The 14,238-nt window shown below is 57.6% G+C and carries 11 protein-coding genes, 1 tRNA gene and 1 pseudogene; 5 read left to right on the plus strand and 8 right to left on the minus strand.

Translation table 11 applies throughout. The features are described 5' to 3' along the window. Positions 1-47: 47 nt before the first annotated feature. The 3 genes from IFU29_RS17570 to pepA all read right to left on the minus strand — a co-directional run bounded on the left by IFU29_RS17570 (position 48) and on the right by pepA (position 4,960). Positions 48-2,903, minus strand: coding sequence for a valine--tRNA ligase (locus tag IFU29_RS17570; protein ID WP_191935060.1), 2,856 nt, complete (start codon positions 2,901-2,903; stop codon positions 48-50). A 5-nt stretch (positions 2,904-2,908) separates the two neighbouring features. Then, entirely contained in the window at positions 2,909-3,364 is a 456-nt protein-coding gene (locus IFU29_RS17575) for a DNA polymerase III subunit chi (RefSeq protein ID WP_062744424.1), read from the minus strand. An 87-nt stretch (positions 3,365-3,451) separates the two neighbouring features. Then, entirely contained in the window at positions 3,452-4,960 is a 1,509-nt protein-coding gene (gene pepA / locus IFU29_RS17580) for a leucyl aminopeptidase (protein ID WP_133843979.1), read from the minus strand. 277 nt (positions 4,961-5,237) lie between these two features. Between pepA and lptF the strand changes: the two genes are divergently transcribed. Next, entirely contained in the window at positions 5,238-6,338 is a 1,101-nt protein-coding gene (gene lptF / locus IFU29_RS17585) for an LPS export ABC transporter permease LptF (RefSeq protein WP_191935061.1), read from the plus strand. Further along, a complete protein-coding gene (lptG, locus tag IFU29_RS17590) occupies positions 6,338-7,414 on the plus strand; it encodes an LPS export ABC transporter permease LptG (RefSeq protein ID WP_191935062.1) in 1,077 nt (358 codons plus the stop codon). Before lptF ends, lptG begins: the two co-directional genes overlap by 1 nt. An 83-nt stretch (positions 7,415-7,497) precedes the next feature. Here lptG and IFU29_RS17595 read toward each other — a convergent pair whose 3' ends face one another. Beyond that, on the minus strand, positions 7,498-8,793 hold the full coding sequence (locus IFU29_RS17595) for a DUF445 domain-containing protein (protein WP_191935063.1): 1,296 nt from the start codon (positions 8,791-8,793) through the stop codon (positions 7,498-7,500). Positions 8,794-8,800: 7 nt separating this feature from the next. Continuing rightward, positions 8,801-10,303: a helicase HerA-like C-terminal domain-containing protein gene (locus IFU29_RS17600; RefSeq protein ID WP_191935070.1), complete on the minus strand. Its 1,503-nt coding sequence runs from the start codon at positions 10,301-10,303 to the stop codon at positions 8,801-8,803. Positions 10,304-10,503: 200 nt separating this feature from the next. On the opposite strand from IFU29_RS17600, the gene IFU29_RS17605 reads away from it, so the two are divergent. Continuing rightward, positions 10,504-11,283, plus strand: coding sequence for an acetoin reductase (locus tag IFU29_RS17605; protein WP_191935071.1), 780 nt, complete (start codon positions 10,504-10,506; stop codon positions 11,281-11,283). A 36-nt stretch (positions 11,284-11,319) separates the two neighbouring features. On the opposite strand, the gene IFU29_RS17610 is transcribed toward IFU29_RS17605, so the two are convergent. Together IFU29_RS17610 and IFU29_RS17615 are read right to left on the minus strand one after the other, a co-directional pair. Further along, positions 11,320-11,736, minus strand: coding sequence for a hypothetical protein (locus IFU29_RS17610; RefSeq protein ID WP_191935064.1), 417 nt, complete (start codon positions 11,734-11,736; stop codon positions 11,320-11,322). 162 nt (positions 11,737-11,898) lie between these two features. Further along, complete coding sequence (locus IFU29_RS17615; protein WP_191935065.1) at positions 11,899-12,414, minus strand: DUF2501 domain-containing protein; 516 nt, start codon at positions 12,412-12,414, stop codon at positions 11,899-11,901. A 356-nt stretch (positions 12,415-12,770) separates the two neighbouring features. Here IFU29_RS17615 and IFU29_RS17620 point away from each other — a divergent pair. After that, positions 12,771-12,855, plus strand: a tRNA-Leu gene (locus IFU29_RS17620). A gap of 198 nt (positions 12,856-13,053) precedes the next feature. Continuing rightward, positions 13,054-13,794, plus strand: a pseudogene (locus tag IFU29_RS17625) (tyrosine-type recombinase/integrase); the annotation flags it as partial. 31 nt (positions 13,795-13,825) lie between these two features. Here IFU29_RS17625 and IFU29_RS17630 read toward each other — a convergent pair. Beyond that, a partial coding sequence (locus tag IFU29_RS17630) for an integrase core domain-containing protein (RefSeq protein ID WP_191935066.1) occupies positions 13,826-14,238 on the minus strand: 413 nt, incomplete at its 5' end.

The following is a 14,238-nucleotide window of genomic DNA, read 5'->3' on the forward strand; positions in this document are numbered from 1 at the left end:
CTGCGGGGAAGGGTGCTGCAGGGACGGGCAAGCCCATCCCGTTACCCTTACAGCGCGGCGATCACCGCCTGCTGCTCAATCAGCTTGATCTTCGCCTGTTCAAAGTCAGCCAGACGCTCACGCTCTTTAGCCACGACGGCTTCCGGTGCGCGCGCCACAAAGCCTTCGTTACCCAGCTTGGTGGTGATTTTTTCCATCTCCACGTCCAGCTTCAATACTTCCTTCGCCAGACGCTCCAGCTCGGCAGCTTTATCCACCAGGTCAGCCATCGGGATCAGCAGCTCGGCACCGTCTACCAGCTTGGTGACGGATACCGGGCCTTTCTCGCCCGCGGGCAGCAGTTCCAGCGTTTCCAGCCGCGCCAGGGTTTTCAGGAAGTTATGGTTGTCGTTCACGCGACGAACCACATCGGCGCTGGCCCCGCGCAGCATCACGTCCAGTGGTTTAGCCGGGGAGATATTCATCTCGTTGCGGATATTACGCACCGCGACGATAGCCTGCTTCATCCATTCGGTATCGGTCATCGCCGCCGCATCGACGCGGCTTTCGCTGAACTCTGGCATCGGCTGCAGCATGATGGTGTCGTCGCTGATGTTTTTCAGCGCTTTCACCTGCTGCCAGATGGTTTCGGTAATAAACGGAATAATCGGGTGCGCCAGGCGCAGCAACGCTTCCAGTACCGTCACCAGCGTATTACGCGTGCCGCGCAGCTGGGCTTCGGAACCGCCGTTCATCACCGGCTTGGCCAGCTCCAGATACCAGTCGCAGAACTGGTTCCAGGTGAACTCATACAGGATGTTGGCAGCGATATCGAAGCGATAGCTGTCCAGCGCTGCCCGGTAGGCTTTCACCGTTTCGTTAAATTCGGCGAGGATCCAGCGGTCCGCCAGCGACAGTTCCAGTTCGCCGCCGTTGAAGCCGCAGTCGTGTTCAGCGGTGTTCATCAGCACAAAGCGGCTGGCGTTCCAAAGCTTGTTACAGAAGTTGCGGTACCCTTCCAGGCGCTTCATATCCCAGTTGATGTCGCGGCCGGTAGAGGCCAGCGCCGCCAGGGTGAAACGCAGGGCATCGGTGCCGTGCGGCTCAATACCGTTCGGGAACTGCTTCTCGGTGCGCTTGCGGATTTTCTCCGCCAGCTGCGGCTGCATCATGTTACCGGTACGTTTTTCCAGCAGATCTTCCAGCGAAATTCCGTCAACCATGTCGAGTGGATCGATGACGTTACCCTTCGATTTGGACATTTTCTGCCCTTCATCGTCGCGGATCAGGCCGGTCATATAAACGGTTTTAAACGGAACCTGCGGCTTGCCGTCTTCGTCTTTGATGAAGTGCATGGTCAGCATGATCATGCGGGCAATCCAGAAGAAGATGATGTCGAAGCCGCTGACCAGCACGCTGGTCGGGTGGAAGGTGCGCAGCGCCTCGGTATTCTCTGGCCAGCCGAGGGTGGAGAAGGTCCACAGCCCGGAAGAGAACCAGGTATCGAGCACGTCTTCGTCCTGGGTCAGCACCACGTCGGCTGCAATGTTGTTTTCCGCACGCGCTTCGGCTTCGTTACGCGCTACGTAGACGTTGCCTTCGGCATCGTACCAGGCCGGAATGCGGTGGCCCCACCACAGCTGGCGTGAGATACACCAGTCCTGAATGTCGCGCATCCAGGAGAAGTACATGTTTTCATACTGCTTCGGCACGAACTGGATCTCACCCTGTTCCACCGCTTCCACCGCCACTTTCGCCAGCGGGGCGGTACGCACGTACCACTGGTCGGTCAGCATCGGTTCGATCACCACGCCACCGCGATCGCCGTACGGCACGGTCAGGTCGTGAGGTTTGATCTCATCCAGCAGGCCGAGGGCATCAATCGCAGCCACTATGGCTTTACGCGCGGCAAAGCGCTCAAGCTTCTGGAATTCAGCCGGGATGGTCGGATCGCAGGCGTCCGACTCTTCGCCGTTGGTATCGTAAACCTGTGCGGTTTCACGGATATCACCGTCGAAGGTCAGGATGTTGATCATCGGCAGCTTATGGCGACGGCCCACTTCGTAGTCGTTGAAGTCGTGCGCCGGGGTGATTTTCACGCAGCCGGTGCCTTTCTCCATGTCGGCATGTTCGTCACCGACGATCGGAATACGGCGACCGACCAGCGGCAGCACGAGGAACTTGCCGATCAGGTCCTTATAGCGCGGATCTTCCGGGTTGACCGCCACGCCGGTATCCCCGAGCACGGTTTCCGGACGCGTGGTGGCGACCACCAGATACGCTTTCCCGTCAGCAGTTTTCGCGCCGTCGGCTAGCGGATAGCGGATATGCCACATGGAGCCTTTCGACTCGCGGTTTTCCACTTCCAGATCGGAGATGGCGGTACGCAGTTTTGGGTCCCAGTTCACCAGGCGCTTGCCACGGTAAATCAGATTCTCTTTATGCAGGCGAACGAACACCTCTTTCACCGCGTTGGACAGGCCTTCGTCCATGGTGAAGCGCTCGCGCTCCCAGTCCACGGAGTTACCCAGACGGCGCATCTGGCGGGTAATGGTGCCGCCGGATTCCGCTTTCCACTGCCAGATTTTTTCGATAAAGGCATCACGGCCGTAATCTTTACGGGTTTTACCCTCTTCGGCGGCGATTTTGCGCTCGACCACCATCTGCGTGGCAATGCCCGCATGGTCTGTACCCGCCTGCCACAGGGTATTTTTCCCCTGCATGCGCTGGTAGCGGATCATGGTGTCCATGATGGTTTGCTGGAAGGCGTGACCCATGTGCAAGCTACCGGTAACGTTCGGCGGCGGGATCATGATGCAGAAGCTTTCCTGGCTCGTGTCGCCATGCGGCTTAAAGTAGCCCTGTTGTTCCCAGTGCTCGTAAAGCGGCTGCTCGATATCTTGCGGGTTATATGTCTTTTCCATGTCTGCTATGTCTTAGGCAAAGGTGGCGTTGCCGTATTCAAGTGGAATCCAACGCTGCGATAGGCTTTATAGCGGTCGCGCGCCAGCTGTTTCAAAGATGGTTCATAGGGGACGAAGTCTACCACTTCATAGAAAGCGGTGGCAAAATCTGCAAACTGCGGCAGCAGGCTGATCAACAGGTCGCGCGGCGCGTTGCCGCGACGCTGCGGCCAGGCAAGCTCTACCGGCGCACCGTATTTCGGGCCTTCACCGGCCAGATTATGCGGGACAAAGGCGTTCGCCGGACGCTGCCACAGGGCCTCATCCAGGCGGATGGCCTGCGCTTCGTCCTCACAGGCTATCAGCACGCGTTTCCCGTCACGCCAGCGGGCCTCAGCCAGATCGCAGACCAGCGCTTCCAGCGCGCTCAGTCCGTCAACCGGGGTGTCGGTTTCCAGCAGATAGAAAGTTGCGTTTTTCATGCATTCAGGCCTGGTTGAAATAAACGACAGGGGCGGATCGGTGATCCGCCCCCGGGAAACCCCGGGCGACCTGTGCCGCCCTGCGGGTTAATCGTCGCCGTTCAGACCCGCACGGTTGAGCAGGAACTGCGACAGCAGGGCAACGGGACGACCGGTCGCCCCTTTCGCTTTCCCTGAGCGCCAGGCGGTGCCTGCCACATCCAGGTGAGCCCAGTTGTACTTACGCGTAAAGCGCGCCAGGAAGCAGGCGGCGGTGATGGCACCCCCGGGACGGCCACCAATGTTTGCCATATCGGCAAAGTTGGAGTCCAGCTGCTCCTGATACTCATCGGCCATCGGCAGACGCCATGCGCGATCGCCCGCCTGCTCGGAAGCGCCAATCAGCTCATGCGCCAGCGGATTGTGGTTCGACAGCAGGCCGCTGATATGGTGGCCCAGCGCAATCACGCAGGCCCCGGTCAGCGTGGCCACGTCAATCACCACATCCGGGTCGAAACGCTCAACGTAGGTCAGGGCATCGCACAGCACCAGGCGACCTTCCGCATCGGTGTTTAACACCTCAACGGTCTGGCCGGACATGGTGGTCAGCACGTCGCCCGGACGGTAAGCGCGGCCGCCAGGCATGTTTTCACAGCCTGCCAGCACGCCGACTACGTTCAGCGGCAGCCCCAGTTCCGCGACCATGCGCATTACGCCATACACCGAGGCTGCGCCGCACATATCGTACTTCATTTCGTCCATCGCTTCGCCCGGCTTGAGCGAAATGCCGCCGGTATCAAAGGTCACGCCTTTGCCGACCAGCACGATGGGACGTGCTTCTTTATCCGGGTTGCCTTTGTACTCAATCACCGACATCAGGGATTCATTCTGCGAACCGGCCCCGACGGCGAGATAGGCGTTCATTCCCAGCTCTTTCATCTGCTGTTCGCCGATCACGCGGGTGGTGATATTCGCCCAGGTATCCGCCAGCTGACGCGCCTGGGAGGCCAGGTACGCAGCATTGCAGATGTTCGGCGGCATATTGCCGAGGTCTTTCGCTGCCTTCACGCCGGCGGCAACCGCCAGCCCGTGCTGAATGGCGCGTTCGCCACTGGTGAGTTCACGGCGCGTCGGTACATTAAACACCAGCTTACGCAGCGGACGGCGCGGTTCGACTTTGTTGCTTTTAAGCTGATCGAAGCTGTACAGCGTCTCTTTCGACGTTTCCACCGCCTGGCGTACTTTCCAGTAAGTGTTGCGGCCTTTAACGTGCAGCTCGGTCAGGAAGCACACGGCTTCCATCGATCCGGTGTCATTGAGCGTATTGATCGTCTTCTGAATGACCTGCTTATACTGACGCTCATCCAGCTCACGCTCCTTGCCACAGCCGATCAGCAGGATACGCTCAGAGAGAATGTTCGGCACATGATGCAGCAACAGGGTCTGGCCGACTTTTCCTTCCAGTTCACCACGGCGCAGCAGGGCGCTGATATATCCATCGCTGATTTTATCCAGCTGTTCAGCAATCGGTGACAACCGGCGCGGTTCAAACACGCCCACCACGATACAGGCACTGCGTTGTTTTTCCGGGCTACCGCTTTTTACACTGAACTCCATGCACTCTCCTGAATCTTAAAGACAACGGCGCTTGCTGCGGCTAGAATGTACCGCTTCCGTAACGTATAGCGCTGGCGCATTACGTCGTTGTCAGATTGGGTTTTGGTGAAGATTGTTATTTTTTTCATCACCAGAACGCGATTGTTGTCATAAAATTTATACTTGAAGTCTGACGAGTATAACGATGACCTGGGCCATTGATGAGAATAAATGGCGTATAAGCGATGAAACTAGCGATTTTCCTGCAAAAAGACAAGTTTTCACAGGCGTACTCAGCGTGATCATTATTAGATATCTGGTTCGGGAAATGCTCAAAAGCCAGCTGGCTATCCTGTTCATCCTGCTGCTGATCTTCTTTTGCCAGAAGTTAGTCAGGATACTGGGAGCCGCGGTGGATGGCGAGATTCCAACAAATTTAGTCCTGACATTACTTGGCCTTGGCGTGTCCGAGATGGCGCAGCTGATCCTGCCGTTAAGCCTCTTTTTAGCCATTCTGATGACGCTTGGCCGGTTATACACCGAGAGTGAGATCACCGTGATGCATGCCTGCGGTCTGGGCAAAAGCGTGCTGGTGAAGGCGGCGATGATCCTGATGCTGTTCACTGCGCTGGTGGCGGCGGTCAACGTGGGCCTGCTGGGCCCCTGGTCATCACGCTATCAAAGTGAAGTGATGCAGAACGCCAAGGCGAACCCGGGCGCGGCTGCGCTGGCAGCAGGCCAGTTCCAGCAGTCCGGCGATGGGCAGTCTGTGCTGTTTATTGAAAACGTGAAGGGCAACACCTTCGGCAACGTTTTCCTCGCGCAGCTGCGGCCAAAAGGCAACGCCCGTCCCTCCGTGGTCGTGGCGGACCATGGCAATATGGAACAGCGTCGCGACGGTTCACAAGTGGTGACCCTGGACAACGGCACACGCTTCGAAGGTACCGCGCTGCTGCGTGACTTCCGCATTACCGATTTTAAAAACTATCAGGCGATTGTCGGCCATCAGGAAGCGACGCTGGACCCGAATGACTCTGAACAGATGAGCTTCGGCGAGCTGTGGTCGTCGGATAAGCCTGATTTCCGCAGCGAGCTGCACTGGCGGCTGACGCTGGTCTTCTCGGTGCTGATTATGGCGCTGATGGTGGTGCCACTCAGTGTGGTCAACCCGCGTCAGGGCCGCGTCCTCTCGATGCTGCCTGCCATGCTGCTCTACCTGATATTTTTCCTGTTGCAGAGTTCGCTGCGCTCCAGCGGCAACAAAGGCCGACTCGACCCGGCCGTGTGGATGTGGGGCGTTAACCTCGCTTATCTGGCCCTGGCCGTACTGCTGAATGCGTGGGATACGGTGCCAATGCGCCGGCTGCGTGCGCGCTTCACTCGCGGAGGATCGGTCTGATGTTTGGCGTTCTTGACAGATATATCGGTAAAACGATTTTTAACACCATCATGGCGACGCTGTTTATGCTGGTGTCGCTCTCCGGCATCATCAAGTTTGTCGACCAGCTGCGTAAAACCGGGCAGGGCGAGTACACCGTGCTGGGTGCCGGTTTGTACACCGTGCTCAGCGTGCCGAAAGATATTGAGATCTTCTTCCCGATGGCGGCCCTGCTCGGGGCGCTGCTGGGGTTAGGGATGCTGGCCCAGCGCAGTGAGCTGGTGGTGATGCAGGCTTCCGGCTTTACGCGTATGCAGATTGCCGCGTCGGTGATGAAAACCGCCATCCCGCTGGTGCTGCTGACCATGGCGATTGGCGAGTTCGTCGCACCGCAGGGCGAACAGATGGCGCGTAACTACCGTGCGCAGCAGCTGGTGGGCGGTTCACTGCTCTCTACGCAGAGCGGGCTGTGGGCGAAAGACGGCGATAACTTTATTTTTATCGAGCGCATTCGTGGCGACAGCCAGCTGGCGGGCATCAGTATTTACAGCTTTAATAAAGATCGCCGGCTGCAGACGGTGCGCTATGCGGCCTCTGCCCAGTACAACGCGGATAAAAAACAGTGGGATCTGTCGCAGGTGGATCAGTCTGACCTGACCGATCCGCAGCAGATTAAGGGCAGCCAGACGCTGACCGGCGAATGGAAAACTACCCTGACCCCGGACAAGCTGGGCGTGGTGGCGCTGGATCCGACGGCGCTGTCGATTACCGGGCTGTATAACTACGCGAAGTACCTGAAGCAGAGCGGGCAGGTTTCCGGCCGCTATGAGCTGAACATGTGGAGCAAGATCTTCCAGCCGCTGTCGGTGGCGGTCATGATGCTGATGGCGCTGTCGTTTATCTTTGGCCCGCTGCGCAGCGTGTCAATGGGGATGCGCGTGGTTACCGGCATCAGCTTCGGCTTCCTGTTCTACGTGCTGGATCAGATTTTCGGTCCGCTGAGCCTGGTGTATAACATTCCCCCGGTTCTGGGTGCGCTGCTGCCGAGTGCGGCGTTCTTTGCCATCAGCGTGTTTATGCTGCTGAAACGGCGGTAATAAAGTCGCGATGGTTCATTGCATGGGCGGACCTTCTTTTCCGGTCCGCCCGTGGCGTTCCTCTGGCCCTGGCCGCTAATCCCCTACAGCACCTGCGTCCTTTCCAGCAGCTGCGGCACCAGCGACAGCAGATACAGAATCAACCCAATCCCCCCACCGACCAGCGTGCCGTTAATACGGATGCGCTGTAAATCCTTGCCGATGTTCAGCTCCACCTGATGCGACATATCTTTCGCATCCCAGCTTTTCACCGTATCGCTGATATGACGGCTGAGAAACGCCGAGAACTCCGGAGCCACGCTGCTGGCGGCCTCTTCCATATGCTGATTGAGCGAGTTGCGCAGCGGTTCGTCCTGCATCAGGGTTTCGCCAAACCACTGCCCGGCGGCGCTGACCCGGGCGTGCAGCACCGAGTCGGGACGTTCCAGATCCTCCTTCAGCCAGGTTCTGAGGTCGTGCCACAGCTGGCCGATATAACTGTTCAGCGCCTCGTCCTGCTTAAGGTACGCCTTGATCTCCTCCGCTTTCACCGCCATCTCCGGGTCAGTGCGCAGACGGGCGATCAGCCGCTGCACGGCGCGGTTAAAGCCCTGGCGCAGCTGGTGGGATTCATCATGCTCGATCTCGGTGAGGATCGACTGCACCGCGCTGGCCGCCAGATCGGCGCTCTTTTCCCCCAGCCACTCGCTGGGCAGCATCTTCTCTTTCATCGGATGCTCGCGCTTCAGCCAGCTCACTACCTGATGGGCGATAAACTCGTGGGTGGTGGGTTTATTCACCAGCTGCAGGATCTGCGCCAGCGCGTCGTCCAGCAGCTGCTGATGACGGTTATTTTTGGTCAGGCTTTCCAGGATCATCGCCGTCGACTGGCTGAGGTCAACCTTATCGATGGCCTTGTGAATGGCGCGGCGCATAAACCCCTGAATGCGCTGGTCGTCGGCCAGGTCGAGGAAGCCACGCACCGTTTTCAGCACCATTCCGCTGAGTCGGGCGGCATTATCAGGGTGACTGAGCCAGTTGGCGATAATCTGCGCCGGATTATGGCGGCGGATCAGCGCCAGCAGGGAGTCCGTATTGAGGAACTTGTCCTGCACGAACAGGGCCAGGTTGTCGGCGATACGGTCCTTGTTACGCGGGATAATCGCCGTATGACGCCCCGCAAGCGGAATGGGGACGCGGCGGAACAGCGCGCTGACGGCAAACCAGTCGGCCAGCGCCCCGACCATTGAGGCTTCCGCCACCGCCTTCAGTCCGGCGATCCACGGGTTGGGCGGCCAGTACAGCGGCCAGAGAATGGTGGCGACAAACAGCAGTGCCGCCGCCGCCAGTAACAGTAACGGCAGGCGCTTCGCCCGGATTAACTCACGTTCCTTATCCATAAACGTCCTATCTTTTCCTTCCGCCCATAATGCTGCCTAACATGCCGCGAATGATTTGATTGGTGATCTGCCGTGCGGCGCTTTTGGCCACGCTCTGTACCACGCCGTCGTGCTTACCGCCGCGTGGCCCGGTGGTGCCGAACAGAATATCTTTCAGCCCGCCAAGAATGCCGTTATCCACCGCCACTGTCTCGCCTCTGGCCGGTGGCGCGCTGCTGTTGTCGGTGGCTTCCTGCATGCCCTTCTGCAGCCGTTCGTAAGCGGATTCGCGGTCAATGGCCTCTTCATACTTACCGGAAAGCGCAGAGTGGTTGATCAGGCCGTTACGCTCATCGTCAGTCACCGGGCCCATGCGTGAGCCGGGTGCAATCACCATCGCTCGCTGCACCACTGACGGGCTGCCTTTAGCATCCAGGAAGGAGATCAGCGCTTCGCCGGTGCCCAGCTCCTGAATGGCCGCCACGGTGTCGAACGCCGGATTGGCACGCATGGTCTGCGCCGCCACTTTCACGGCCTTCTGATCTTTCGGGGTAAAGGCGCGCAGGGCGTGCTGCACGCGGTTGCCCAGCTGGCCCAGCACCGCATCCGGTACGTCCGAGGGGTTCTGCGATACAAACCACACACCGACACCCTTGGAGCGGATCAGGCGGATCACCTGCTCGATCTTATCCAGCAGCACCGCCGGGGCATCGTCAAACAGCAGATGCGCCTCATCAAAGAAGAACACCAGCTTAGGCTTCTCCAGGTCGCCCGCCTCCGGCAGCTGCTCGTACAGTTCGGACAGCAGCCACAGCAGGCTGGTGGCGTACAGCTTCGGCATCTGGTACAGCTTCTCCGATGCCAGAATATTGATCACCCCTTTGCCGTTTTCATCGGTGCGCATCCAGTCCTGGATATCCAGCATCGGCTCACCGAAGAAGTATTCCGCTCCCTGCTGCTCCAGCGACAGCAGCCCGCGCTGGATGGCACCCACCGAGGCGCTGTTGATGTTGCCGTACTGGGTCTGGAACGCTTTGGCATTTTCACCGATATACTGCGTGGCGGCGCGCAGATCCTTAAAGTCGAGCAGCAGCAGGCCCTGGTCATCCGCCACGCGGAAGATGATCTGCAACACGCCGCTCTGTACGTCGTTCAGATTCAGCAGGCGCGCCAGCAGCAGCGGCCCGAGGTCGGACACCGTGGCGCGCACCGGGTGGCCGCGTTCGCCGAAGATATCCCACAGCGCCACCGGATTGCCCTGTGGTGACCAGTCCGTCACGCCAATTTTCGCCAGCCGCGCGAGTAACTTCTCTGACTCCGCCCCGGCTTTGGCGATCCCGGTCAGATCGCCCTTCACATCGGCCATAAACACCGGTACGCCGATATTGGAGAAGCTTTCCGCCAGCTTTTGCAGCGTAACGGTCTTGCCGGTGCCGGTGGCCCCGGTGATCAGCCCGTGACGGTTGGCCATGGCGGGCAGCAGGTGCAGTTGGTGTTCAGTGGTCTGAGCGATCAGCAGCGGCTCGGTCATCATCCAGTATCCCTTTGGTTGTGAGGCAGGAGAATAGGTTAGTAAGCATAGCAGGCAGCCTGTGCACGCGGATCAGCGACAATCATGCCTGATGTCATTGCAATCAATAGTAATACATTGAAAGGCACGAAAGAGTCAGTTTTCCTGCAAAAAACGGACGCATGCTGAAAGCGGATTTCTCATTTCAGCGAGGTAACATGATGTCGATTCATGGAAAAGTGGCGCTGGTCACCGGGGCGGGCCAGGGGATTGGACGCGGTATTGCATTAAGACTGGCGCGTGATGGGGCCGATATTGCGCTGGTGGATGTTAATGACGATAAAATCCGGCGGGTAGCGGAAGAGATTATCGCCCTTGGCCGCCGCGCCACATTCATCAACGCCGATGTCAGCCAGCGTGAGCAGGTATTTGCTGCCGTTGAGCAGGCAGAAAAGCAGCTTGGTGGTTTTGATGTGATGGTCAACAACGCCGGCATCAGCCAGACCAAAAAACTGCTGTCGGTCACCCGTGAGGAAGTGGAAACGATTTTCCAGATCAACGTGCAGGGCGTGCTGTGGGGCATTCAGGCGGCGGCCAGTAAATTTAAGGCGCGTCAGCAGAAGGGCAAAATCATCAATGCCTCGTCGATTGCCGGACACGAAGGCTTTGCGCTGTTGGGGATCTATTCCGCCACCAAATTCGGCGTGCGTGCGCTGACCCAGGCGGCAGCAAAAGAGCTGGCGGCGTTCGGCATCACGGTGAATGCTTACTGCCCCGGCGTGGTGGGTACCGATATGTGGCTGGAGATTGATAAACGCATGGCGGAAGAGACGGGCGCAGCGCCGGGCGCAACCTATGAGAAGTACGTTTCCGGGATTGCCCTGGGGCGCGCCGAGACCCCGGATGACGTGGCGGCGTTCGTTTCCTTCCTTGCCGGACCGGACGCTGACTATATGACTGGGCAGGCACCGCTGATTGACGGTGGGCTGGTCTACCGTTGAGTTCCGGTCAGCATCCATAAACAGGCTGCCCGACGCTTAGTGTTGGGTGTCCTGACCCTCAAAAATATTGGCACGGCTGGTTGAGGTCGTGCCGTCACTGTAGTGCGTATCCTGGCCTTTGAAGATGTTCTCCCGGCTGCTTGACGAACGCCCGTCGCTGTAGGTTGTGTCCTGGCCCTTAAAGATGTTTTCACGGCTGGTCGAGGTTGAACCATCACTGTTGCGCGTGTCCTGACCGCCAAAAATATTGGCCCGGCTGGACGAGGTGCGCCCGTCGCTGTAGGTCACATCCTGCCCGTTAAAAATGTTGGCGCGGCTGGTGGAGGTGGTGCCGTTATCATAGGTGCAGTCATAGCCATCGAAGATATTTTTACGGCAGCTGTCCGCCTGGGCGCTGGCAGAGACGCCGGTCAGCAGGATAGCGGTTAACGCGGTGAGTAGCCGGAGTTTCATCGTATTTTCCTGTAGGCAAGCCGGAGCGGCAGAACCTCACCATAAGCAAACACTGTGCAGAAAGAATGAAGAACGGGGGGCGGCAATAAAAAAAAGGCCACACAGCGGTGGCCAGGGGGAAGAAGGCGGCAAGGGGACAGCCTGACCGCCTTTAGAGAGACGTTATGAGATAAACTGTTTACCCTGCTTCAGCACCAGGTCGCAGGCTTTGGTTTTCACCTTTTTGCCCATCGGGGTATCACCCAGCGCTTTCAGGTTCACCTGCTGATTGTTGCCGGTATTCAGCAGCCCCATCAGGCCCTGCTTATAATCGGTGGTTTCCTGCTGTTTCTGCGTATCTTCCAGCCCCAGCTTGCCGAGCAGCTGCTCCTTCACTGAAGAGACATTATTATCGACAATATTGTTCTGCACGCAGTACTGCAGCACGCCTGCCGCATTGGTCATGGTACCGGCACTGAGGGACTGGCTGCCGCCGTTCAGCAGGCCGGCAAGCGCACCCAGCGAGTTCCCGGCTGGTGCGGCGCTAGCGCCGGAGGTATTGGTGGTGCTGCTGCCGTTCTGACCCAGCGCGCTGGCGGCAGAGTTAAGCTGATCCTGCCAGCTGGCCGCACCTGCTGTGGCGCTGAATAGCGCGGTAGTAACAGAACAAGCCAGAACCCATTTCATTGCTGCTTTCATTGATATACCCATTCAGTGTGACGTGACGCACGCCGCCTGCCTGGCAACGCGACAGATCTGTAGGTTCCGACTCCCAGATAGCGGGGGAGTTCCCCCACACGGCGTCACATAGCCATTATGGTGCAAGGAATGAGAATTATCTGCACAGGTGGAAAATTTGCCGAACGGGGAAGAGGTTAAGCACCCCTCGCACCCCGGCATGCCGACAGCACGACTCGCAGGAGCGACACTATTTACGGGCACCCGAGAGGCCACGCGGGTGTTTTTTCAGCATTCAGACACACCACATGCGCAAGGGGGTTGCGTATGCAGAGGGTAACGGTATAATCCACAACGTTTTCCGCATACCCTTCAGTGCCGAAGTGGCGAAATCGGTAGACGCAGTTGATTCAAAATCAACCATCGAAAGATGTGCCGGTTCGATTCCGGCCTTCGGCACCATAAGTATGTAAATAGACCTCAACTGAGGTCTTTTTTTATGTCTAAAATCCAGTCCCCGCAAGGCTCCTCTCGCTTTTTCAGTCAACATAAGTCAACCTGATTCAATCTACATCAACTTACTGATGCGGGTAAAAATGTGGGTATAACCCGGTTCGATAATGTTTGTACCCACACAGAACCCTTGAAAGGATACTCAACATGGCTCTGAGTGATGTAAAGGTTCGTACGGCTAAGCCTGAAGAAAAAGCCTATAAACTTACTGACGGTGAAGGCATGGTATTGCTGGTTCACCCTAACGGCTCGAAATACTGGCGGTTACGCTATCGCTTCGGTGGTAAAGAAAAGATGCTGGCATTGGGGAAATACCCTGAAGTGTCGCTGGCGGATGCAAGGGCACGACGTGACGATGCGCGTAAGCAGTTAGCTAATGGCATGGATCCCAGTGAGAGCAAGAAAGCCGTTAAGGTAGAGCAGGAGCAAGAGGCGATAACGTTTGAAGTGGTAGCCAGAGACTGGCACGCCAGCAATCAAAAGTGGTCTGAGTCGCATCGTGGCCGTGTTCTTAAAAGTCTGGAAGATAATTTGTTCGATGCGATTGGTAAGCGAAGTATCGCAGAGTTAAAAACCCGAGATCTGCTTACACCGATTAAAGCCGTAGAGATGTCTGGACGTCTTTAGGTGGCGGCGCGTCTACAACAACGAACAACAGCAATTATGCGATTTGCCGTGCAGAGCGGTTTAATCGATTACAACCCCGCACAAGAGATCGCTGGAGCGGTTGCTACAGCTAAGCGACAGCATCGCGCTGCGTTAGAACTTAATCGCATTCCTGAACTACTTCATCGAATTGATACCTACACTGGCAGACCTCTTACTCGACTGGCGGTGGAACTAACGCTATTAGTATTCATACGATCTAGTGAACTGCGTTTCGCACGCTGTGACCTGCCCCCAGGATTAGATACAACGCTCACTTAGTAATGTCGGATCCTTCACTATCAGAATTACCCTTTCTCCAGGCCGCCGCAAATTCAGACGGCGTCTGATAATTCAGCGCGGAGTGCGGGCGGCACTCATTATAATCCTGACGCCATTCACTGATGGTTTTCCTGGCATGACTGACGTCACTGAACCAGTGTTCATTCAGGCATTCATCGCGAAAGCGTCCGTTAAAACTCTCAATAAATCCGTTCTGCGTCGGCTTGCCGGGCTGGATAAGTCGCAGCTCCACGCCATGCTCAAAGGCCCATTGATCGAGCGCGCGGCAGGTAAATTCCGGGCCCTGATCAGTTCTTATCGTCGCCGGATAGCCGCGAAACAGCGCAATGCTGTCCAGAATACGCGTGACCTGCACGCCTGAAATCCCAAAGGCAACAGTGACCG

The organism is Erwinia persicina (assembly GCF_014838825.1).
GTDB classification, from domain to species: domain Bacteria; phylum Pseudomonadota; class Gammaproteobacteria; order Enterobacterales; family Enterobacteriaceae; genus Erwinia; species Erwinia persicina_A.

Coding starts and splice junctions, on each gene's coding strand:
- IFU29_RS17570 (WP_191935060.1), bottom strand. CDS start 2,903: ATGGAAAAGACATATAACCCGCAAGATATCGAGCAGCCGCTTTACGAG.
- IFU29_RS17575 (WP_062744424.1), bottom strand. CDS start 3,364: ATGAAAAACGCAACTTTCTATCTGCTGGAAACCGACACCCCGGTTGAC.
- pepA (WP_133843979.1), bottom strand. CDS start 4,960: ATGGAGTTCAGTGTAAAAAGCGGTAGCCCGGAAAAACAACGCAGTGCC.
- lptG (WP_191935062.1), top strand. CDS start 6,338: ATGTTTGGCGTTCTTGACAGATATATCGGTAAAACGATTTTTAACACC.
- IFU29_RS17595 (WP_191935063.1), bottom strand. CDS start 8,793: ATGGATAAGGAACGTGAGTTAATCCGGGCGAAGCGCCTGCCGTTACTG.
- IFU29_RS17600 (WP_191935070.1), bottom strand. CDS start 10,303: ATGACCGAGCCGCTGCTGATCGCTCAGACCACTGAACACCAACTGCAC.
- IFU29_RS17605 (WP_191935071.1), top strand. CDS start 10,504: ATGTCGATTCATGGAAAAGTGGCGCTGGTCACCGGGGCGGGCCAGGGG.
- IFU29_RS17610 (WP_191935064.1), bottom strand. CDS start 11,736: ATGAAACTCCGGCTACTCACCGCGTTAACCGCTATCCTGCTGACCGGC.
- IFU29_RS17615 (WP_191935065.1), bottom strand. CDS start 12,414: ATGAAAGCAGCAATGAAATGGGTTCTGGCTTGTTCTGTTACTACCGCG.